This is a genomic window from Nocardiopsis potens DSM 45234 (genome assembly GCF_000341105.1).
Classification (GTDB): domain Bacteria; phylum Actinomycetota; class Actinomycetes; order Streptosporangiales; family Streptosporangiaceae; genus Nocardiopsis_A; species Nocardiopsis_A potens.
The window spans coordinates 37546-60146 of record NZ_ANBB01000059.1 but is presented as its reverse complement, the minus strand read 5'-3'; the positions used below and the strand labels follow the sequence as shown (position 1 = coordinate 60146).

The 22601-nt window shown below is 73.7% G+C and carries 15 protein-coding genes and 1 pseudogene; 3 read left to right on the top strand and 13 right to left on the bottom strand.

Features of this window, described 5'->3' with window-relative positions:
* The first annotated feature begins 180 nt into the window (after positions 1–180).
* A complete protein-coding gene (locus tag D459_RS0123970; protein ID WP_241485115.1) occupies positions 181–1314 on the top strand; it encodes a peptidoglycan recognition protein family protein in 1134 nt (377 codons plus the stop codon).
* A gap of 374 nt (positions 1315–1688) precedes the next feature.
* On the opposite strand, the gene D459_RS0123965 is transcribed toward D459_RS0123970, so the two are convergent.
* From D459_RS0123965 to D459_RS0123925, 9 genes are all read right to left on the bottom strand, one after another.
* Positions 1689–2690 (bottom strand): ArsR/SmtB family transcription factor, encoded by a 1002-nt coding sequence (locus D459_RS0123965; RefSeq protein ID WP_017595542.1) that lies wholly within the window; start codon positions 2688–2690, stop codon positions 1689–1691.
* Positions 2691–3011: 321 nt separating this feature from the next.
* Positions 3012–3347, bottom strand: coding sequence for a thioredoxin (gene trxA / locus D459_RS0123960; protein WP_017595541.1), 336 nt, complete (start codon positions 3345–3347; stop codon positions 3012–3014).
* A gap of 72 nt (positions 3348–3419) precedes the next feature.
* On the bottom strand, positions 3420–4358 hold the full coding sequence (trxB, locus tag D459_RS0123955; RefSeq protein WP_017595540.1) for a thioredoxin-disulfide reductase: 939 nt from the start codon (positions 4356–4358) through the stop codon (positions 3420–3422).
* 210 nt (positions 4359–4568) lie between these two features.
* Positions 4569–5507: an anti-sigma factor family protein gene (locus D459_RS0123950; protein WP_026120713.1), complete on the bottom strand. Its 939-nt coding sequence runs from the start codon at positions 5505–5507 to the stop codon at positions 4569–4571.
* Complete coding sequence (sigM, locus tag D459_RS0123945; RefSeq protein ID WP_026120712.1) at positions 5504–6130, bottom strand: RNA polymerase sigma factor SigM; 627 nt, start codon at positions 6128–6130, stop codon at positions 5504–5506. The genes D459_RS0123950 and sigM overlap by 4 nt, the downstream gene beginning before the upstream one ends.
* A gap of 8 nt (positions 6131–6138) precedes the next feature.
* Positions 6139–7689, bottom strand: a complete 1551-nt coding sequence (locus D459_RS0123940) for a protein kinase family protein (protein WP_026120711.1) — start codon at positions 7687–7689, stop codon at positions 6139–6141.
* A gap of 258 nt (positions 7690–7947) precedes the next feature.
* A complete protein-coding gene (gene murJ, locus D459_RS0123935; RefSeq protein WP_017595536.1) occupies positions 7948–9783 on the bottom strand; it encodes a murein biosynthesis integral membrane protein MurJ in 1836 nt (611 codons plus the stop codon).
* 186 nt (positions 9784–9969) lie between these two features.
* Complete coding sequence (murJ, locus tag D459_RS0123930; protein WP_017595535.1) at positions 9970–11658, bottom strand: murein biosynthesis integral membrane protein MurJ; 1689 nt, start codon at positions 11656–11658, stop codon at positions 9970–9972.
* Between the two features lie 58 nt (positions 11659–11716).
* Complete coding sequence (locus tag D459_RS0123925; protein WP_152523094.1) at positions 11717–13954, bottom strand: DUF6049 family protein; 2238 nt, start codon at positions 13952–13954, stop codon at positions 11717–11719.
* Positions 13955–14184: 230 nt separating this feature from the next.
* On the opposite strand from D459_RS0123925, the gene D459_RS0123920 reads away from it, so the two are divergent.
* The gene (locus tag D459_RS0123920; protein WP_017595533.1) at positions 14185–15681 is read left to right on the top strand and encodes a CCA tRNA nucleotidyltransferase; all 1497 of its coding nucleotides are present in this window, start codon (positions 14185–14187) and stop codon (positions 15679–15681) included.
* Between the two features lie 54 nt (positions 15682–15735).
* On the opposite strand, the pseudogene D459_RS32585 reads toward D459_RS0123920, so the two are convergent.
* The 4 genes and pseudogenes from D459_RS32585 to D459_RS0123895 form a co-directional block, all read right to left on the bottom strand.
* Positions 15736–17051: pseudogene (locus D459_RS32585) on the bottom strand (MFS transporter).
* A gap of 39 nt (positions 17052–17090) precedes the next feature.
* Complete coding sequence (locus D459_RS35930; protein ID WP_017595530.1) at positions 17091–17795, bottom strand: hypothetical protein; 705 nt, start codon at positions 17793–17795, stop codon at positions 17091–17093.
* Between the two features lie 136 nt (positions 17796–17931).
* Entirely contained in the window at positions 17932–19011 is a 1080-nt protein-coding gene (locus D459_RS0123900; protein ID WP_026120710.1) for an inositol-3-phosphate synthase, read from the bottom strand.
* A 65-nt stretch (positions 19012–19076) separates the two neighbouring features.
* Complete coding sequence (locus D459_RS0123895) at positions 19077–19649, bottom strand: PadR family transcriptional regulator (protein ID WP_020380317.1); 573 nt, start codon at positions 19647–19649, stop codon at positions 19077–19079.
* Between the two features lie 350 nt (positions 19650–19999).
* Between D459_RS0123895 and D459_RS0123890 the strand changes: the two genes are divergently transcribed.
* On the top strand, positions 20000–22255 hold the full coding sequence (locus D459_RS0123890; protein WP_017595527.1) for a transglycosylase domain-containing protein: 2256 nt from the start codon (positions 20000–20002) through the stop codon (positions 22253–22255).
* Positions 22256–22601 lie beyond the last annotated feature (346 nt).

Genomic DNA, 22601 nt, shown 5'->3' with positions numbered 1-22601 from the left:
GAAGCCGAGCACCGGAGCGAGTCGCTTGGAAGCGGGGCACTAAAGCCCGGAATACCGAAGAAAAGGACTGCGCGGGCGGCACTCCCGTCCCTAGACTCTCCTGAACGCCCGGCCTGCCGTTCGTCGGCGGGCCGGGCGTCGCTGTACGGAGGAGCACTGTACGGAGAGGAAGGGGAGAAGGTGCGCAGAAGGAACTTCGTGCTCACCGGCGTGGGCGCCCTGGGGGCGCTCGTCGGCGCCGGGCTGCTGGGAGGGGCGCTCCGGGAGCCCGCCCCGGTCACCGCCACCGGTGCGGCGAGCGGGGCCGGCGTCGGGGCGCCGCGCACCCGGGTGGCCCGCCTCGCGGCCGAGGCGGGGAAGGCGGTCCGCCCGGACGGCCCCTTCGACCACGTCGCGTTCGTACCGGAGGAGGCGGGAGGGGAGGGGCTCCAGGTCCGCTTCCTCACCGATGAGGGGCCGGGGCCGTGGCGGCCGGTCCGGTTCGGCGGCCACGGCCCGGACTCCGGCGGGAGCGACGGCGGGGTGCTGCCGGCACCGGAGGGCGCGGTCGGCTACGAGGTGGAGGCCCCCGGAGGGCGCACGGTGCAGACGGCCGCCATCGACACCAGGGAGGGCGAGCGGGTGCAGATGCGCGGCGAGGCCGAAGGCGTTCTCTCCACCGAGGGGGTGGCGGAGGAGCTGCCGCCGCTGCGCTACGTGACGCGGGCCGGCTGGGGCGCGGACGAGTCGCTCCGGTACGGCGAGGACGGATCGGAGAGCTGGCCGCGGGAGTACCACCCGGTGCAGGTCTTCACCGTGCACCACGCGGCGATGCCGGTGGCCGAGGACCCCCGGGAGACGATGCGGGCGATCTACCGGCTGCACACGGTGGAGAACGGCTGGGGCGACATCGGCTACCACCTGCTCATCGATCCGGAGGGAACGGTGTACGAGGGGCGGGTGGCCGGCGGGGCGGTGCCGGTCTTCCAGGCGCCGCCGCTCCCGGGCGCCGCGAAGTCGGTGACCGCGGCGCACGCCGTCGGCTACAACTCCGGGAACATCGGGATCTGCCTGCTCGGCGACTACACCTCGGCGCAGCCGAGCCGTGCGGCCCGGGACCGCCTGGTGCGGGTGCTGCGCACCCTGGCGCTGCTGACCGGGGTCGACCCGGGCGCCAAGGTGAAGTACGTCAACCCGGTGACTGGAGCGGAGCGGACCGCGGACGCGGTGGCCATGCACCGGGACTGGGGGGACACGGCCTGTCCGGGCGACGCCTTCGCCCGGCGGTTCGGGGAGATCCGCGAGCGGGTGGCGGACCCGCTCGGTTTCACGTGAAACATCGCCGGAGGGAGCACCGCCGGAGGGAGCGCCGACGCCTCCCGCGGCACCGGCTGACGGCGCGGCCCCGCGGCTGACCGGTCGGGTCGGCCCGCCGGGCCGAACGCTCAGGACGTCCCCGCCGGAACCGCGCGCGGTTCCGGCGGGGACGTCCGCCCGCGCCTTCCCCCGCCGTTCCGGATCGGCCGGACCCGCCCTGAGCGGCGTTTTTCGACCAGGATCGAAAAGCCTGGCGGTACGGCGGCGCCGGATTGCACCATGGGGGCGCGGTTCTCTCGCGGCGCCGGGTCCGCAGGGGACGGGAACGCGGGCTCGGCGCGCCGGAGCCGGCCGGGAGCGAGAGAGGGGCGCTCCCGGCCGGCTCCGCATGCTCAGCCGGCGGGCGCCGAGAGCAGGTCGGAACCGGTGCTGGTGAGGGTGTGCAGCACCCGGTTGCGTTCGCGGATGCTGATGATCAGTCCGGCGTCGCGCAGTACCCGGGTGTGGTGGCTGGCGGCGGCCGGTGAGATCGACAGCCGCGCGGCCAGTTCCCCGGTGGTGGCCCCGTCGGCCACCGCGGCCAGTGCCGCCGCCCGGGTGGTCCCGAGCAGCGCGCCGAGCGCCTCGGCGGCCCGGTCCGGAGCGGGAGCGGACGGGAGGGCCGTTCCGTTGTACACCGGGTAGACCAGGACCGGCGGGAGGTCGTGGTCGGCCAGTGCGACCGGCTTCTGCCGGCAGAAGTAGGAGGGGATCAGGCGGAGGCCGCGCCCCTGCAGGTGCAGGTCGATGTCGTCGCCGTCGATGTAGGTGACGTGCAGCACCGGGGGCTCCCAGCGCATCATCGGGGCGAAGCCGGAGAGCAGGCCGTCCGTCCCGCCGCTGAGCACGGTGCGGGCGCGCGCCGCCCGGTCTGCGTCGGCGGCGGTGGTGATCCGGTCCCAGTGCGGCTCCAGCACGGTGCGGTGGTAGCCGCGGAGCAGGTCGAGGAGCTCGTTCCGGGCGCGGGCGTCGCCGTCGCCCAGTGCGCGGACCCAGCCCGGAAGGCGGCCGCGGTCCGCGGCGACCCGGCCGAGCTGGTGGTCGAGTTCGCGGCGGGGCAGGGCGGCGATCGCCTCCAGCCCGGCCTCGAGGCCCTCGGCGGCCTCGGGCGGGGTGAGGAAGTCGGGGAAGTACTGGGAGCGGGGGGCGATCGGGACGAGCCGGTTCTTCACATCGGCGGAGATTCCGGAGCCGGCCAGGTCGCGCCGGGCCGCGGTGTACCAGTCGGCCAGTCCGGACCGGCCCTGGCGGTTCTGCAGCCGGTGCAGGCTCATCACGAGTTCCCAGAGGGGGTCGGGGGAGTCGGCGACACGCGTGCGGGCGAGGTCGGCGTCGGTGAAGTGGATGCGCAGCATCGTGAGGGAGGAGCCTTCCGGGGGAAAGGGCGCTTTCGTGCCCGGCCGTTCCTGAGAGGGGACGTGGCGGGGGCGGGGCGCGGCGTTCCTCTGCTCGATAGGACGTTGACCGTCCGCGGCCGGTTTCACCGGTGCGTGCGCCCATGGAGAATCCGGCGCCCGCCGAGGGGCGGCCGGAAGGGGGCGGGGCGGGAGCGGCGTCCGCAGGCTCCTCCTCCGCGCCGGCGATGCCTCCGGCGCGGCCCCGGGGAGAGGCGCCGAAAAGAGCGGAGGCCCCCGGGGAACCGTCCCCGGGGGCCTCCGCGCGTCCGCGCGTGCGGATCAGATGAACTCTTCGAGGTCCTTGAGCAGCAGGCGCTTGGGCTTGGCGCCCATGATCTGCTTGGCGACCTTGCCGCCCTGGAAGACGTTCATGGTCGGGATCTGCATGATCCCGTACTCACGGGTGGTCTCCGGCTCCTGGTCGATGTTGAGCTTGACGATGGTGATCTTGTCGCCGTGCTCGGCGGCGATCTCCTCCAGGATCGGGGCGACCTGGCGGCACGGGCCGCACCACTCGGCCCAGAAGTCGACCAGCACCGGCTTGTCGCTCTGCAGCACCTCGGCGACGAAGGTCTTGTCGGTGACCTTCTTGATCGGGGACTTGACGTCGGACACGGGGTTCACTCCTCGGATCGGGGAAGGGTCTGCTCGGGCCTGTTCGGCGGGCCCTGCCCGGGGCGGCGCCGGTCAGGCGCGGTCGTTCAGGGCCTCCAGGTACCGCTCGGCGTCCAGCGCGGCGGAGCTGCCGGTGCCGGCGGCGGTGATGGCCTGGCGGTAGATGTGGTCCACGACGTCGCCGCAGGCGAAGACGCCGGGGATCTTCGTCTTGGTGGTGGGGTGCTCCACCGAGAGGTAGCCCTCCTCGTCGAGGTCGAGCTGGCCGGTGAAGAGCTCCACCCGCGGGTCGTGGCCGATCGCGATGAACACGCCGGTGACGTCCAGCGTGCTCTCCTCGCCGCTGACCCGGTCGCGCAGCCGCACCCCGGTCACCTTGGTGTCGCCGAGGACCTCGAGCACCTCGGAGTTCCACACGAAGCGGATCTTCTCGTTGTCGAACGCGCGCTGCTGCATGATCTTGCTGGCGCGCAGCTCGTCGCGGCGGTGCACGACCGTCACCGACTTGGCGAACCGGGTGAGGAAGGTGGCCTCCTCCATGGCGGTGTCGCCGCCGCCGACCACGACGATGTCCTGGTCGCGGAAGAAGAAGCCGTCGCAGGTGGCGCACCAGGAGGTGCCGCGGCCGGAGAACTCCTTCTCGCCGGGGACGCCGAGCTCCCGGTAGCCGGAGCCGGTGGCGATGATGACGCTCTTGGCGTAGTGCACCTCGTCGCCGACCTTGACCACCTTGGGCTCGGCGGCGAGGTCGACCTCGGTCACGTCGTCGGCGACCAGTTCGGCCCCGAACCGCTCGGCCTGCTTGCGCATGTTGTCCATGAGGTCGGGCCCCATGACGCCGTCGGGGAACCCGGGGAAGTTGTCCACCTCGGTGGTGTTCATGAGCGCACCGCCCGCGGTGATCGAGCCCTCGAACACCAGGGGTGCCAGGTCGGCGCGGGCCGCGTAGACCGCGGCCGTATAGCCCGCGGGCCCGGATCCGATGATGATTACGTTGCGGACGTCGCTCACGCTCGTCGGCCCTTCACTCGGCACTGGGGGCCGCCCGGTCGGGGCGGCCCTCTGGCAGGTCGTTCACTACCAACAGATGGTAGGGGCGGGCCATTCCCACTGCGGCCGGGCCGCGGTGTGACCTGCGCGGGCACCCGGAGGGAGCGCGGACGGGGGCCGCCGCCGCGGCGCCCCGCTCAGGGGGCGCCGGCGGTCAGGGTGCGTCGACGCTCAGGGGGCCTCGACGGTCGTCCGGGCGAGCACCGAGGCGGCGGCGCTCCCCTCGGAGCACTCGGCGGGGACCACCACGACCTCGACGGCGCCGCCCTCGGCCGGGTAGTACAGCACCCAGGCCGGGGCCGGCGGGGCCCCCGTGGCGGCGTACTCGGCCACGTCGACCAGCTCCGGCTTGCGCTCGTCGTCCTCGGAGGCCGCCGAGAGCCCTGTGATGCACGAGGAGAGCTCGGCGGGCGGCTGCTGGGCGGCGGGGAGGGTCCCGATCCGCCCGCCCTCCTGCAGGCTCTCAGCGCCGGTGCCCGAGCCGAGGCCCGGCCCGGCGGCGGAGAGGACCTCGCCGGCCTGGGCCGCGAGCCCGTCCTCGGTGTAGGAGGTGCCGCTCTCCGCGGTCAGCGGCTGGTAGGGCTGGATCGCCGCGGGGCCGTTGCCGTCGGATTGCGGGGCGGCCGCACCGTCCGGGGCGGAGTCGTTGAGGAAGCCGCGCATCACCGCGGCTCCGGCGCCGACCACGAAGACCGCGGCGGCCGCGGCGGCGAGGTAGGGCAGCCAGCGCCCGGTGCGCCGGGGGCGGAACGGGACCACGTTCGACTCGGCGGTGCCGGGGGCGGCCGCGCGGGCCCGGGCCCTGGCGCGGCGCAGCTGGGTCGCGGTGTCGTCGGGGTCGCCCTCGTCCTGCGCCGGGTAGGCGTCGCCCTCGGCCCGGCGGCGCTCGGCCTCGGCGCCGATCACCTCGTCCAACCGCTGGGCGACGGAGTCGGGGAGCGGTGGCAGGGGGGCCTCGGAGAGGGCCAGGGAAACCTCGCTGAGCGCCGCCTGGTGCGCGGCGCATTCGGCGCATTCGGCCACGTGGGCCCGGACGGAGGACTCGTCGTCGCCGTCGAGCAGCCCTTCGGCCGATAGGGCGAGAGTCTCCGCGTCCACATGAGACGTCACGATCTCCCGTCACCTCCTCTCGGAGATGTGACGTCTCGGGGGCGTTCAGGGTTCCGGAGATGGGCGAGATATGGCAGGAGTCTCGCCCGGCCCCGGGCGCACCTGCTCTTCACGGTTCCCGGGGCCACGTCGAGGATCCCGGCGGCCTCGTCGACCCGGTAGCCCATCATGTCCACCAGGACGAGGGCCATCCGCTGCTCGTCGGGGATCTTGTCCAGGGCGGCGCGCACGTCCATCGCCGAGTCGCTGCGGCCGCTGGGGTCGGGCGTGCTGGAGGTGGCCTTGGCCCGCTCGTTGGAGAGCACGTCCAGGGTGGCGTCGTCGGTGGGCACCGCGGGGCGGACCATGCGCCGGCGCATCCGGTCGTGGCAGGCGTTCACCACGATCCGGTGCAGCCAGGTGCTCACCTGGGCCTCGCCGCGGAACCGGCCGGCCGCGCGGAACGCGGACAGGAACGCGTCCTGGAGCGCGTCGGAGGCCTCCTCGGGATCGCCGAGGACCCGGACGGCGACAGCCCACATGCGCTCGCGGTGCCGACGGACCAGCTCATTGAAGGCCTGGTCGTCGCCGCGAGCGTGTCGGGACAACAGCTCCTTGTCCGGGAGCTCCTGGACTGCGTCCATCAGCCTCGTCACGTTTTCCCGTGCAGCTCTACTTCGTTGATGCTCCCCCGCCATCCGCCGTCGACCTGGGGGATGTCAGTGAACCATACGAGCACATAGCGGCCTTCGGCCGGGTCGTCCAGTTCGATGCTGGTCTCCCCGGTGGCGCCGGACGCCTTTCCGGCCACGGTCATCGAGTCCCGCTCGGCCGAGTCGCCGACGAGGATCTCCACGTCGTGGCCGCCGCCGCCGAGGTTCAGGTCGGCCCGGTGCACCTCGACGCTGCCGCCCATGTCCAGGACGATGCCGATGCCGGGCTTGAGCCGGCCGAAATCGGGCCCCTGGTAGGTGGAGGTCTTCCAGGCGGTGGAGGCGTCGCCGTCGATGGTCAGGCCGGCCTTGTCCGCGTGGTCGCCGTCGCCGCTCTCGTCGTAGACGTCGGCGCCGTCCGGGGCGAGGGCCTCCAGCCGCGCCTCTTCCGCGGGGTCGTCCCCGGAGGCCTGCTGGCTGCCGCCGGTCTCGGTGCCCTCGGTGCCGGAGCCGCTCATCGAGCTGCCCACGTGCCAGGCGCCGACCACCACGCCGACGAAGACGACCAGCGCGGCGACGCCCATCAGCGCCCGGGGGAGGACGCGGGAGCGCTCATCGCGGCGCCCGGCGGGCGGCTCGGCGGCCGCGGCGCGCCGGCCGTGCCCGCGCCCTCCGGAGCCGCCGGAGTGCTGCCGGGACGGGGAGGACGGGAACTGGCCGGAGTCGCGGGAGGTGCCGCGCTCGGGCGGCGGGGCCGCCGGGGCGTGCGCCGGCGAGACCGGGATCGGCACCAGCCGCGGAACGTCGGCCAGGGCCTCGGCGACCTCGCGCGCGCTGCCCACCGGGCCGGGGCCGACCGGGGCCTGGAAGGCGGACCGGCCGACGAGCTCGTCGTAGCGCGGCGGGATCCCCGGCCGCACCAGGGTGGGGCGGCGGGGGGAGCCGTCGACCAGCGGCGCGGGCGGCAGGTCGACGCCGGGCGGGCCGGGCCAGTACCCGGTGAGGGCCGCGTAGAGCAGCCTGCCCAGCCCCTGGGCGTCGGCGCGGGCCGGCTGCTCGGTGCTGATGCCGCGGAGCGCCGCGTCCACTCCGATGCCGGTCAGCTTCACCGCGCCGCCGACGCTCCAGATGAGCTTGTCCGGGGTGAGGTTGAGGTGGAACAGGCCGGTGGCGTTGGCGGTGGCCAGCGTCTCGGCGGCCTCGGCGACCAGGCCCGCGGCCCGGTCCGGCTCCAGCGGGCCCTGCCGGAGCAGGTCGGTCAGCGACTGGCCGACGACCCACTCCTCGACCACGTAGGGGGTCGCGCCGGAGTCGTCGGCGTCGAAGACCTGGGTGACCCGGGAGTCGGCGATCCGGCTGGTGGCGCGTGCGGCGCGCACCGCCTCGGCGGTGCGGGGGAAGCCTTCGGCGAAGGTCCACACGGCGACCAGCCGGGCGAGGGTCTCGTCGGTGGCCTTCCAGAAGGCTGCGCCTTCGGACTCGCTCACCAGTTCGTCAAGGCGGTAGCGGCCTGCGAGCCGTGCGCCCGGCTCGATCATGGATGTGCTCATTCCGGGAGTGACGGACACGACGACCGGGGGACCAGCGGGACGGGCGCGGGGGCGCCGGTTCGGTCTCGGCGCTGGGGCCGGCCATGTCGGCTGTCCCTGACCTCCCTTCGGGCAGCTCGGTCATACTCGGGTGCGGAGGGGGAGAACTGCTGTTCCATGCTAGGACGCTCGGACGACGTCCCAGGAGGACAAGTACACCGCACTCGCCGCACTTCACCCTCCTTCCTCTGCTTACGCGCCGTGACGTCGTCCGGGTGATCAGCGACGGAGTAGGCGGGTTCGTACCATACCGAAGAAAGTTGTGACTTCTGTCACGCCGAGGCGCTGGGCCACCAGAACGAACACCGCCGCGCCCACCGCGCCGCCCACCGCCATGGCCAGCACAGAGGGCAGGTAGGTCCCGGGCAGCAGGCCGAAGGTGAAGATCATCGCGACCGCGAAGACCGCGCTCGGCAGCGACGCGGCGTAGAGCCGCAGCAGGGTGCGGAGCGTCCGCCGGCCGTCCAGCCCGTTGAGCCGGCGGGACAGCATCCGCCAGGCGATCAGCGAGCCGACGATGTAGTACATGCCATAGGCGACCGGGAGCAGCACCACGATCAGGTGCGGCGGGGCGAGGAACAGCAGCGCGACGGCCAGCGCCGCGTGCGCCAGCTCGGCGGGGATCGCGATCAGCGACGGCGTGCGGGTGTCGCCCAGCGCGTAGAACACCCGCTGCTGGAGCTGGAACAGGGTGAACGGGATGAGCATCACCGAGAACGCCATCAGGATCATCCCGATGCTCTGCGCGTCCTGCACCGAGGTGCTGCCGCGCGCGTACAGCAGCACGCAGAACGGGACGGCGTAGACGACCATCGCCACCGAGATCGGCACCAGCAGCACCGAGGAGAGCCGGAACCCGCGGGAGAAGTCGAGCCGGACCAGGTCCTTGCGGCCCTCTGCGACGTGCCCGCTCATCCGCGGCAGCAGCGCGGTGATCACCGAGACCGCGATGATCGCGTACGGCAGCTGGTAGATCAGCGAGGCGTACTGGTAGGCGGTGATGCCCGCGCCGGCCAGCGACTCGCCGGCCTCGGCCGCGCGCACCCCGGCCCGGGTGGCGACGTTGGTGGTCACCAGCAGCCCGGCCTGGACGATGCCGATGTAGAGCATCATCCAGCCCGCGGTGCGCACCGGCTCGCCCAGCCCGGCGCCGCGCAGGTCGAGCCGGGGCCGCCAGCGGAACCCGGCCCGCCACAGCGACCAGGCGAGGATCGCGGTCTGCAGCACCTGCCCCGCGGCGGTGCCGGCCCCCAGCAGGGTGAGCTGGGCCTCGGTGACGCTCTCCGGGGTGCCGCCCGAGCCGGCCGTGCTCAGGAAGAGCAGGCCGACCCCGATGATCACCAGGTTCTGCAGCACCGGGGTCCACATCGGCGCGGCGAACCGGTTCCGCGCGTTCAGCATGGAGCTGGCGATGCCGCTGGCGCCGATGAAGAAGATCTGCGCCAGCAGGAACCGGGCCAGGTAGACCGCGACCTCGTGCTGCGGGGCGGTGAACTCGCCGGCGTAGATCCGGATCAGCCACTCCGCGGCCAGGATCGCGACCAGGGTGATGGCGAACAGCGCCAGCAGCATCGCGGTGAACAGCCGCTGCTCGGTGGCGTCGCCGCCGTCGGCGTCGGCCTTCCGCCGCTTCACCAGGAACGGCACGAAGACGCTGGCCAGCAGGCCGCCGATGAGCAGGTCGTAGACGGCGAACGGCACCATGTTCGCGGTCTGGTAGGCGTCGCCGAGGAGCTGGGTGCCCAGCGCCGCGGCGAGCACCAGCGTCCGCCCGAAGCCGGTGAGCCGGGAGAACACCGTGCCGACGGCCATGACGGCGCTGGAGCGCATCAGGTTCGGCGGTGCGCTGTGCGCGGCACCGCCGATCTCGTCGCCCTCCTCGCCGGCCCGGTCCGCGGTGCCCAGGTCGCCGATCTCGGCGGGGTCCCGGACCGTGGTCAGCCCCGGTTCGGGGCGGTCGTCCGGTTCGGAGCGCTCGATCGAGTCGAGGACCTCCTCGGGCATGAGGAGGCGCGAGCGCGGGCCGTTCTCGCTGTCGGTCTGGTCCTTGGCCACGGGGGAGCGCAATCGTGATCGGGAGCGGATCCCGGACCGCGGCCCGCGTCCCGGGTGGCAGGGAGACGGGGGCGCCGGAGGCCGGGCGTCGGCGGGCGGAGAGTAGAGGATACGGGTGCGGGCCGGGCGGGCGCGCGCCCGGAGGCGGGCGCGGCCGGAACCGGTCGGCCCCGGCCGCGCCCCCGGTCAGCGCCGCAGCCGGGAGCGGACCAGCCCGATGGCGGACTGCAGCTCCTGGACCCGCAGCAGCCGGGCGAAGAGCAGGAACAGCAGCGCGCCGATCAGGCAGCCGGCGGCGGGGGCGCCCAGGTTGGTGAGCAGCCCGGAGCCGAACCAGCGGGTGAACAGCCAGAGCACGCCGACCGCGGCGGCGACGCTGGGCAGCGACGCCAGGTGCAGACGCAACAATGTGCCCAGGATGCGCCGCCCGTCAAGCCCTCCGAGCCGGGCGCTGAGGATCGTCCCCGCGATGACCAGGCCGGACACGAAGGAGAGCATGAACCCGGCGGCGACGCCGACCACCACCTGGTTCGGCGGCAGCAGCAGCGACGAGGAGACCGCCAGCACGCCGTGCACCGCGACGTTGGCGATGCTGATCATCGCCGGGGTGCGGGTGTCGCCCATCGCGTAGAAGACCCGGAGCATCAGCTGGAAGACGGTGAACGGCACCAGGCCCAGCGACATCACCGCGAGCACCACGCCGATGTTGTGCGCGTCGGCGGCGGAGGTGGAGCCGCGGGCGAACACCACCACGGAGAGCTGCACCGCGTAGACCGCCATGGCCAGCGCCAGCGGCACCAGGAACAGCGCGGAGACCCGCAGCGTCCGGGAGAAGCCGTCCCGCACCTCGTGCCAGAGGCCGTCGTGGGCGTGCGCGCTCATCCGCGGCAGCAGCACGGTGATCAGCGAGACCGCGATGATCGCGTACGGCAGCTGGAAGAGCTGGTAGGCGTAGTTGTAGGCGGTCAGGCCGGCGCCGACCCCGTAGCCCTGCTCCACGCTCTGGCTGCCGGCCCGGTTGGCGATGTTGGTGGTGATCAGGAAGCCCACCTGAGTGGTGCAGGTGTAGAGGAACATCCAGCCCGCGGTGCGCAGCGCCTCGCCCAGGCCGGAGCCGCGCAGGTCGAGCCGGGGCCGCCAGCGGAACCCGGTCCGCCACAGCGAGACCACCAGCGCGAGGGTCTGGGCGACCATGCCGCAGGTGGTGCCCAGGCCGAGCAGGGTCAGCTCACCGGAGGTGATGTTCTCCGGGGTGCGGCCGGGCGCCGCGACCAGGATGAACGCGACCCCGACCGCGATGATGACCAGGTTGTTCAGCACCGGCGCCCACACCGGTGCGCCGAACCGGTCCCGGGTGTTGAGCATCGCGCTGATCAGGCCGCTGAGGCCGACGAAGAAGATCTGCGCCAGCAGGAACCGGGCCAGGTAGACCGAGACCTGCATCTGCTCGTCGGTGAACCCGCCGGCGTACATGGCCAGCAGCCACTGGGCGGCGGCCATCGCGGTGACGCTCACCACCAGCAGCAGCACCACCGCGGCGGTGAACAGCCGGTCCTCGGTGGCCTTGCCGCCGTCGGCGTCGGCCTTCCGCCGCTTCACCAGGAACGGGATTATGACGCTCGCCATCAGCCCCTGGATCAGCAGGTCGTTGATGATGAACGGGATGGTGTTGGCGGTGTTGTAGGCGTCGCCGAGGAGCTGGGTCCCCAGGGCCGCGGCGAGCACGATGGTCCGCACGAAGCCGGTGATCCGGGAGGCCATGGTCCCGACGGCCATGATGGCGCTGGAGCGCATCGCGCCGCCCCCGGATCCGCCGCCGGAGCCGGAGTCGCTCTGTGCGCTGTCGTCGCTGCCGTCGACGGTGTCGGTTGCCACCGGGCAGGCTCCTTTCGCTGGTGGTGCTCGCCGGCGGGACGGGAGGCGGGCGCGCGCCTCAGCCGTCCTCGCCGCCGGTCGGGCCGCCCTGGGCGGCGGCGCGCTTGCGGGCCCACTTGCGCAGCGCCCGCGGGGTGAGCGCGACCACCAGGACCAGTGCGCCGATGCCGCTGATGATCATCGCCTGGTTGCCCAGGCCGGTGGCGTTCACCGAGGTGAGGGTCTCCTCGCTGGAGATCGGTTCGCCCATGGAGTTCTGCAGGCTCAGGTAGAGCATGGTGCGGCCGTTGATCCGCGCGTTCAGCGGCACGTACACGGTCGTCTTGCGGCCCGGGCCGATCTCCATCTCGTCGGTGTAGTCGCCGATGCTCAGCCGCTCGGAGTTCTCCGAGAACATGGAGAGCTTGACCTCGACCGCCAGGTCCTCGCCGTCCAGGTCGTTGGCGATGATGACGCCGATGGTGCCGGTCTTGCTGGCCAGGGTGACCGGCTCGGTGGGGATGATCCGCACCTTGCCCAGGCCGGCCCGGACGGCGCTGCCGACGAGCCGCACCGAGAGCGGGCGGCGGCTCTCCTCCTCCCGCCAGGCCGCGGACTCGGCGCGCAGCACGGCGGGGCGGAACGGGTCGACGTCCTCCACCAGGATGCTGTTGAACAGCCGGACCGAGCCGCGGATGTCCTTCACCGCCTCCATGTGGTCGCCGTCCAGCCGGGCCTTCTTCACCGCCCCGCCGGACGGCTCCTGGCGCTCGGAGTCGCCGGAGGGCGGCTCGACGTCGCCCAGCTCGACCGCGTCCACCCAGGGCAGCTCTTCGGAGGCGGCCAGCACGGAGCGGGCGAACTCCGGGTCGGGGTTCCAGGCGGTCGGCGGCATGGCGACCACGGTGCGGTCGCCGCCGGTGTGCTCCCCGCTGATCATCGCGGTCTCGGCGATGAACCGCTGCCGGGCCAGGGCCGCCTCGCCGGGGTCCCGGCTGGGCCGGCCCAGGGCGTCGGTGATCCCGCTGTCCACCACCAGGGCGGTGCCCTCGCCGGAACCGCCGAGGGGCAGCTCGGCGCCGGCGTCCGGGGTGTGCTCGACCCAGGGCTGGGGGGGCATCTGGGCGTCGGAGACGAGGAACCGGGTGGCGCCCTGCTCGGCGTAGAAGTCCAGGGTGGCCTGGTCGACCAGGCCGTCGGGGGGCAGCGCGTAGGCGCCGTCGGCCTCGACGCCCAGCGCGGAGGCGAGGGCGTCCCGGCCGAGGGAGGCCGCGTCGTCCAGGTCGGCGCCGAGGTCGGCGGCGAGCAGCGCGGAGACGTCCGGGTTCGCGTAGGGGGTGGCGATGACGTGCCCGTTCTCCAGGGCGGAGGCGGCGCCGTCCAGCCAGACCCGGGCCGCGGGGTCGGCCTCGCGGGTCTGCGCGGGGGGCTCCAGGGCGTCGCCGGCGGCCGAGGGGTCCTCCAGGACCTGGTGCGGGCCGGCGGCCAGCCGCTCGATGTCGGAGAGCAGCCCGGGGTCGACCGCCCAGGTGACCGGGACCCGGTCGGCGTCGTCGGAGGCCGGGGCCGAGGTGGTGTCCTGGGCGGAGTCGCTCTCCTCCGGCTCGGGGACCTCCTCGGGGTCGGCGGCCTCGTTCGGGTCCAGGGTGAGGGAGTCGTCCTGGGCGCCGACGGTGAGCAGCCGGCCCAGCCGGCCGTTCGGCCCGACGCTGGCGGACAGGTCGGTGCTGAGGAAGGTGTCGTCGTCGGTGCGCCGGGGGTAGTCCATCAGCGGCCAGACCCAGGCCATGTCGACGGGGGAGGGGGCCTTCTCGCCCTCGTAGGGCAGGTAGCTGCGGACCGTGGCGATCTCCGAGCCGCCCTCCAGCGCCTCCACCGCCATCGGGTACACCCCGAAGCCGTCCAGGCCGAGCTTCCCGGCCTTGACCTTGAGGGTGAAGGAGGCGGTCTCGCCCGGCTCCAGGGGGCCGTCGACGTCCACCGAGGGGCCGCGCGCGGGGGTCTGGCCGTCCCCCTGCCCCTCGCCGAACTCGGCGATCTGGGCGCGCTCGTGGAAGGGGTAGCCGGAGTAGCGGAACCGGATCGCCAGGTCGTCCAGGGCGGCGCCGGTGGTGTTGGTGATCTCCCCGGTGATGCGCAGTGTGCTGTCCGGTTCCACCGCCTCGGGGGTGATGGCGTCGATGACGAGCGGCGCCTCATCGGGGTCGGTCTCGGCCGGGGCCGCCGACGGGGTCCGGACAGGAGAGAAGCCGGCCAGTGCCGGGATCAGGACCGCGGTCGTGGCCACGACCGCGCCCAGGTGAGCAAATCGACGCACGCCAGAAGGTTTCCAGTCGGGTTGACGGTGGCCGGGCGGGGGTGCCGCGCAACGCTGACGCCGTGGCCGGTTCGATCGGGCACGCGGCGCCGCCGCGAGGGAGCGGTCCGGTCGTGCCGATGGGATCGACGATACCTTCTCGCGGAGCCGGTCCCGAAGTGCAACGGCGGGGCCCCGGGGGAGGGCCGCCGATTCGCACCGCGGGGGAAGGCCACTTACCCTCGAGAGCTGTGCCGAACACTGCGCTTCCAGGTGAGAACCCGCGCCCCGAGGGGGCGCCGTCCGAGCTGACCGCCGACCAGCGGGACGCCGTCGCCGGCGTCTTCGCCGCCATCGACCGGGCCGCCCGAGAGCTGGGGGAGCGGTTCGCCGCGGCCGGCCACGAGCTGGCCCTGGTCGGCGGCCCGGTGCGGGACGCACTGCTCGGCCGGGAGGTGCACGACTTCGACCTGACCACCGACGCGGTCCCGCAGCGGATCCTGGAGCTGGTGGACGGCTGGGCCGACGCGGTGTGGACGGTCGGCATCGACTTCGGCACCGTCGGGCTGCGCAAGGACGGCCTGCAGCTGGAGATCACCACCTACCGCAGCGAGTCCTACTCGCCCAAGTCGCGCAAGCCGGAGGTGGACTACGGCACCTCGCTCACCGAGGACCTGCGGCGCCGCGACTTCACGGTGAACGCGATGGCGGTGCGGCTGCCGGACCGGGCCTTCGTCGACCCGTTCGGCGGGATGGAGGACCTCGGGGCCCGGCGGCTGCGCACGCCGGGCCGGCCGGAGGACTCCTTCGGCGACGACCCGCTGCGCATCATGCGCGCGGTCCGGTTCGCCGCCCAGCTCGGCTTCGAACCGGTCCCGGAGGTCCGCGAGGCCGCCCGGGAGATGGCCGGCCGGCTCTCCATCGTCTCCGCCGAGCGGATCCGCGACGAGCTCACCAAGCTCATGCTCAGCCCGGCGCCGCGGACCGGCATCGAGCAGATGGTCGAGCTGGGGGTGGCGCAGCACGTGCTCCCGGAGATCCCCCGGCTCCGCCTGGAGATCGACGAGCACCACCGGCACAAGGACGTCTACGAGCACTCGCTGACCGTGCTGGACCAGGCGATCGACCTGGAGCGGGCCCGCGGCATGCAGCCCGACCTGGTGCTCCGGCTGGCCGCGCTGCTGCACGACATCGGCAAGCCGAAGACCCGGGCGTTCGAGTCGGGCGGCCGGGTCACCTTCCACCACCACGAGGTGGTCGGCGCCTCGATGAGCAAGAACCGGCTGAGCGCGCTGCGCTTCCCCAAGGACGTGGTCGCCGACGTCGGCAAGCTCGTCGCGCTGCACCTGCGCTTCCACGGCTACGGCAAGGGCGAGTGGACCGACTCCGCGGTTCGCCGCTACGCCCGGGACGCGGGCGACCAGCTGCAGCGGCTGCACGTGCTGACCCGGGCGGACTGCACCACCCGGAACCGGCGCAAGGCGGCGGCGCTGAGCCGCTCCTACGACGACATCGAGCACCGGATCGAGCGGCTCTCCGAAGAGGAGGAGCTGAACAGCATCCGGCCGGACCTGGACGGCAACGAGATCCAGCGGATCCTGGGCATCGAGCCGGGGCCGCTGGTCGGCAAGGCCTACCGGTTCCTGCTCGAACTGCGGCTGGAGAACGGGCCGATGGGCGCCGAGGCGGCCGAGGCGGAGCTGCGCACCTGGGCCGCGGCGCAGGGGATCGAGCTCCCGGAGGGGTAGCCGCCCTGCTCCGGCGGCCCGCGCGCCCGGTCCTCCCGGGGCCGGCCGCCGGCCTCAGCGCGCCCGGCGGCCGGCCCCGGCGGGTCCGGCGACCCCGGGCGCGCCGCCGCCGCGGGCGTACACCGCCCAGCCGGCCGCCATCGCGGCGTAGCCCGCGGCCATGCAGCAGAGCACCGCGGCGCTCGCCCCGGAGGGCGGCACGGCCACCGCGGCCACCGCGGCGGCCGCCGCGAAGCAGGCGTTGAACAGCATGTCGTAGACGGAGAACACCCGTCCCCGGTAGGCGTCGTCGATGTACCGCTGGACCAGCGTGTCCACGGTGACCTTGACGCCCTGGGAGACCACCCCCAGGCCGAACGCGGCGAACGGGAACAGCGCCGGCGAGAACGGCAGGCCGAACACCAGCGGCACCGCGGCCCCGCAGCCCAGCAGCAGCGCGATCCAGTTCCCGGGCGACATCCGCGCGGTCGCCCAGGGGTGGCCACCGCCCCGGCGAGGAACCCGGCCCCCGAGGCGGCCAGCGCCACCGAGAACCCGGCGAACCCGGCCACCCCGCCGGCGGTGAAGGTGTTGTTGTACAGCAGCAGCGTCATCAGGGTGGAGACGCCGAAGAGGAACCGGTGCCCGCCGATGGTGGCCAGCCCGTACCGGGCCGGGCGCCGGGAGAGGATGTGCCGGGCCCCGTCGGCCAGCCCGGAGAGCACCCCGCGCACCGCCTCGCGCACCCGGGGCGGCGCCTCCGCCAGGTCCGGGCCGAGCTCCCGGCGGCCCAGGGTGAGCGCGACCGCCCCCGCGGCGGCGAAGAACACCCCGGCGCCGAGCAGCACCGCCGCGGTGCCGGACGCGCCGTCCCCGCCGGCCAGCCGCAGCCCGGCGCCGACCCCGGCGCCGAGGAAGCTCGCCGCGGTGCCGCAGGTGGGGGTGACGGCGTTGGCCATCATCAGCCGGTCGGCCGGGACCACGTGCGGCAGCGCCGCGGAGAGCCCGGCCAGGAAGAACCGGTTGACGCTGAGCAGCACCAGCGCCGCGGCGAGGAACGCCGCGCCGTCGGCCCCGGCCGCCACCAGCACCCCGGTCAGCCCGGCCAGCACCGCCTTCACCAGCGCCGAGACCAGCAGCACCTGGCGGCGGGACCAGCGGTCGATGAGCACCCCGGCGAACGGGCCGACCACCGAGAACGGCAGCAGCAGCACCGCGAACGCGGCGGCGACGTCGCCGGCCGCGGTGTGCTGCTCGGGGTTGAAGAAGACGTAGCCGGCCAGCCCCGCCTGGTAGACGCCGTCGGCGAACTGCGAGACCAGGCGGGTGCCGAAGAGCCGGCGGAAGCGGGGCCCGCGCAGCACGGTCCGCAGATCACCGAAGAAGGACACGGGGAAAGCGTACGGCCCGGCCGCGGGGCGGGCGCCGGGTCAGCGCGGGGCGAGCGTCCCGTCGGCGTAGGCGGTGCCGCCGTCCGTCATCACGCTGGTGACCTCGGCCTCGATCGCGGTGCCGGTGTCGCGCAGCGTCACCGCGCCGTTGTCCACGCAGTCCGGGTCGCCGGTCACGGTGTAGGAGAAGCTCAGCTCGTCCCCGACGGTGGAGGCGGGGCCGGGCTCCCAGGTGCACGCGCCGTCGCCGCTGGTCAGCCCGGACTCCGAGGCCTCGGTGACCTCGCCCTGCTCGATGGTCAGGTGCATGGTCCAGTCGGCCCAGGGCTCGCCGTCCGCGTCGTACTGGGTCATCTGCGCGTCCCAGGTGCCGTCGAAGGCGCCGCCCGCACCGGGGCCGCCCCCGGGGGCGGAGCCCCCCGAGCCCCCCGAGCCGCCGGATCCGCCGGAGCCGCCGGCGAGGTAGAAGTAGGCGCCCACGCCGCCGACGATGAGCAGGATGAGGGCCAGGCCGCCGCCGATGATCCCGGCGATCAGGCAGCCCGAGCCGCCCTTCTTCGGCGGCGGGCCGTACGGGGCGGGGCCGCCCGGCGGGGGCCCCTGCGGCGGGCCGCCGGGGGGAGGCCCCTGCGGCGGGCCCTGGTGCGGGCCGTACGGCGGAACGGGCGGGTGCGGCCCGGTCGGCCCGTAGGGCGGACCGCCGTGCCCCGGCGGGGGAGGACCCTGAGGGGGAGGGAAGGACACCGGGACTCCTCGGACTCGTCGGACTCCGGAACCGAAGCGTAACCCGCGGGGCGCCCGGGCGGGGGAGGGGGAAGGGGCCGCCCGCCGGGCGGCCCCCTCCGCTGCTCCGTACCGCTCCGTCCGGCTCAGCGGCGGATCAGCGCTCCACCTCGCCGGCGATGAACCGCTCGACCATGTCGTGCGCGGCGCTGTCGCTGAACTGCTCCGGCGGGGACTTCATGAAGTAGGCCGAGGCCGAGGTGATCGGCCCGCCGATGCCGCGGTCCTTGGCGATCTTGGCGGCGCGGATCGCGTCGATGATGATGCCCGCGGAGTTGGGGGAGTCCCAGACCTCCAGCTTGTACTCCAGGCTGATCGGCGCGTCGCCGAAGGCGCGGCCCTCCAGCCGGACGTAGGCCCACTTCCGGTCGTCCAGCCACGGCACGTGGTCGGACGGGCCGATGTGCACCGAGCCGGCGTTGAGCTCGTGCGGGATCTGCGAGGTGACCGACTGGGTCTTGGAGACCTTCTTGGACTCCAGCCGCTCCCGCTCCAGCATGTTCTTGAAGTCCATGTTGCCGCCGAAGTTGAGCTGGTAGGTCCGGTCGACCACCACGCCCCGGTCCTCGAACAGCTTGGACAGCACCCGGTGCGTGATGGTCGCGCCGACCTGCGACTTGATGTCGTCGCCCACGATCGGCACGCCGGCGTCGGTGAACTTCTGCGCCCACTCGGGGTCGGAGGCGATGAACACCGGCAGCGCGTTGACGAAGGCCGCGCCGGCGTCGATCGCGCACTGGGCGTAGAACCGGTCGGCCTCCTCCGAGCCCACCGGCAGGTAGCTGACCAGCACGTCGACCTTGGCGGCCTTGAGCGCCGCGACGACGTCCACGGCGTCCTCGGCCGACTCCTCGATGGTCTCCCGGTAGTACCGGCCCAGGCCGTCGAAGGTCGGCCCGCGCTGCACGGTCACCCCGGTCGGCGGGACGTCGCACAGCTTGATGGTGTTGTTCTCGCTGGCGGTGATGGCGTCCGCGAGGTCGTGGCCGACCTTCTTGGCGTCCACGTCGAACGCCGCGACGAACTCGACGTCGCGCACGTGGTAGGGGCCGAACTGGACGTGCATCAGGCCGGGGACCCGGGTCTGCGCGTCGGCGTCCCGGTAGTAGTGGACGCCCTGGACGAGCGACGCCGCACAGTTGCCGACGCCCACGACGGCTACGCGTACCGAACCCATTGGTCCTTGCTCCTTCTGATCCGATGACTGTGATCCGATGAGGTCTGGCGGCACGGGGCCGCCGTTCACCGCGGCGGCCCGGCCGGGCCGCCCGGTTCGGCGCACCGGCGCTCGCGCTCGATCAGGCCGTCCAGCCAGTCGATCTCGCGCCGGAGGGCCTCGGCCCGGTGCCGATGCAGCTCATGGGTATAGGGGTCGCCCCGGCCGTCCAGCCGCCCCAGGGCCTGGTGCAGGGCGTCCAGCCGCTGCGCCAGCCGGTGCCGCCGGCCGGACAGGATGCGCATCCGCACCTCGAGGCGGGTCCGGCCGAACAGGGTGAAGTGCACCCCGAAGCACTCGTCGTCGCTCTCGGCCGGGGCGCTGTCGGACAGCAGCCGCAGCAGGGCGGCGCGGCCGTCGTCGGTGAGCCGGTAGACGATCCGGGGGCGGCGCCCCGCGGCGGGGCGGTCGCCGTCCGCCTCCACCAGGCCGCCGCAGCGCATGGCGCGCAGCCGGGGGTAGAGCGAGCCGTAGGAGAAGGCGCGCAGCAGGCCCAGCTCCCGGTCGAGCCGCTTGCGCAGCTCGTACCCGTGCATCGGGGCCTCGGCCAGGTGGCCGAGCACGGCCAGGTCGAGCACCCGCGACCGGCGCGTCTCCATGTCCCCGTCCACCTCCTTCCCCGGTGCGCAACGATGACAGCCTCCGCCGGAGCCGTTCTGTTCCCGCACCGCGGACTGCGGTGCCGAATGTGAACGGAGGCGTGCTTTATGCACGTATGACTATATCCAGTCGATATAAGGACTCCCTGGCGCGGTGCACGGTGACGGGCACCTGCGCCGTGATCACGTAGTATTTCCGGGACGATTTCTCAACCTGAACGAGATGTCGGATCCGTACGGCCTCCCCCGCCGGTAGATGACCGACCAAGCGGGAGACGCACGGCCCCCTCACGTCCGCGTCCGCCCGCCGCGACCGGCGCGGACGACCCGGCCGGGGAATGAGGGTGCTTGTGGACAGGAGACACCGGGAAGAGCCGAACGGGGCCCGCCGCGGGGCCCGGGGCGGCGCGGCCGCGCGGAGCACGCGCCTGCCGCGCTGGCGCCGCGCGGTCCACTGGCTGCTCATGGGGCTCTCCGCGGCCGTGCTCGCCGGCGTGGCCGCGTTCCTCGGTATCTACCTGATCACCCCGGCCCCGGACGACCTGCAGCCGCAGGGCGACGCGGCCGTCTCCGCCTCGCAGATCCGCTACTCCGACGGCTCCAAGGCCGCCACCACCGGCACCGTCAACCGGACCAAGGTCACCCGGGAGCAGATCCCGGACAGCGTGATCAACGGGGTCCTCGGCGCCGAGCAGCACGACTTCTACAAGACCCCCGGCGTGTCGGTCTCCGGCACCATGCGCGCGGTGATCACCGGCGGCGAGGCCGGCGGCGGCTCCACCATCACCCAGCAGATGGCCCGGAACTACTACGACGGCCTCTCCCAGGAGCGCAGCTACAGCCGGAAGGTCAAGGAGATCTTCATCTCGCTCAAGGTGGCCCGCCGGCTCACCCCGGACGAGATCATCACGCAGTACCTGAACACCATCTACTTCGGCCGCAACGCCTACGGCGTGCAGGCCGCGGCCCAGGCCTACTTCGGCAAGGACGTCAGCGAGCTGGACCAGGCCGAGGGCGCCTACATCGGGGCGCTCATCCAGAAGCCCAGCACCTTCACCGACCCCGAGCCCGGCTCCGCGGAGGCGGAGGCGCTCCGCGACCGGTGGGAGTACGCGCTCCGCGGCGCGGTCAAGGTGAACGCCGTCGACCCCGGGCACGGCATCACCCAGGCCGAGGCCGACGGCCTGGAGTACCCCGAGACGATCCCGTGGAACGGCGGGGTGGACGGCGTCCCCGCGCTGGAGGGCTACATCCGCGACGCCGTGGTCCGCGAGCTCGGCGACCGCTACGACCTCACCGACCAGCAGATCGCCACCGGCGGCTACGAGATCCGCACCTCTCTGGACAAGGACCTGATGGAGGCGGCGCAGACCGCCTTCACCGACACCCTCGGCGAGGTGCCCGAGGGCACCGTGCTCGGACTGGCCGCGGTGGAACCGGAGACCGGGGAGATCAAGGCCTTCCACGGCGGGAGCGACCCGGTCGCCGACACCGACAACTCGCTGATCCAGCGGGCCCAGGCCGGCTCGGCCTTCAAGCCGTACGCGCTGGCCGCCGGGCTGTCCGAGGGGCGCAGCCTGAACACCGTCTACGACGGGAGCTCCCCGCAGTACTTCCCCGGGCTGACCGCCCCGGTGCGGAACAACGCCGGGCGGAGCTACGGCCCGGTCACCCTGCTGGAGGCCACCGAGAGGTCGGTCAACACCGCCTACGTCGGCCTCACCGGCGACATCGGCCCGGAGAAGGTCCGCGACACCGCCGAGGCCGCGGGCATCCCCGCCGAGCAGTTCGAGACCGCGGGCCTGGGCCCCAACATCGCCCTCGGCACCTACCAGGTCACCGCGCTGGACCAGGCGAGCGGCTTCGCCACCTTCGCCAACGGCGGCGTGCACATGCCGCGGCACATGGTCACCGAGGTCAAGGGGGACGAGGGCGAGGTCGCGCCGGTCGACGCGGAGGAGCTGGAGGAGGGCACCCGCGCGTTCAGCGAGGGCGTCGCCGCCGACGCGACCTACGCCATGCGGCAGGTCGTCGAGGGCGGCACCGGGAGCAGCGCCGCACTGGACGACGGCCGCCCGGCCGCCGGCAAGACCGGCACCACCGACAGCGCCACCGCCGCCTGGTTCTCCGGCTTCACCCCGCAGCTCTCGGTCGCGGTCGGACTGAGCCGCAGCGACGGGCAGCCGCTCGAACTGTCCGGCGTCGGCGACGTCTACGGCGGCACGACCTCCGCGCTGATCTGGAAGGACTTCATGCAGCAGGCGATGGAGGGGGAGCCGGTGGAGGAGTTCCCCGAGCCGGTCTGGGGCGGCGGCGACGCCCCCGAGCCGCAGCAGGACGCGCCCCCCGCGCCCGACCCGGAGACCGTGCCGCAGCCCGAGGCGAGCCGGCCGGAGGAGCCCGAGGAGGAGCCGACCCGGACCGAGGAGCCCACCGAGGAGGGCGAGGACACCGGCGAGCCGAGCCCGCCGGACGGCGGCGGGGACGGCGACGGCGGCGGAGAGGACGGCGGAGACGGCTGGCCCACCCCGCCCGACCCCGGTGGCGGGGACGGCGGCGACGGCGGCGCCTGGCCGCCGGTCGACGGTGGCCAGGACCAGTGGTGACCGGGGGGCCGCGCACCCCCGGGATGTAGCGCAGGTAACACGGTCCGGCACCGGGAGCCCCCCGGTGCCGGACCCTTCTGCTCCCGTTTTCACCCCGTTGAACTGGGGCGATGCCGACCAGGCGGCGGATTCGTCCGGGGACCCTCTCGAACACTCGGAGTAGCCCGTACCCTGTCATGCACGCGTCGGCGTTGTCCGGAACGTGATCAACGAATGGGTATCGCGGGGTAGCCTCACGCCCGGGTTGTGCTATGAGGCGCCTTGGCTTTAGCGTGACGCGTGCTTTGCGCCGCAGCACGGCGCCTGCGAGGCTCCCCGAAGAGAGGTCCATCGACAGGAGGAAGCC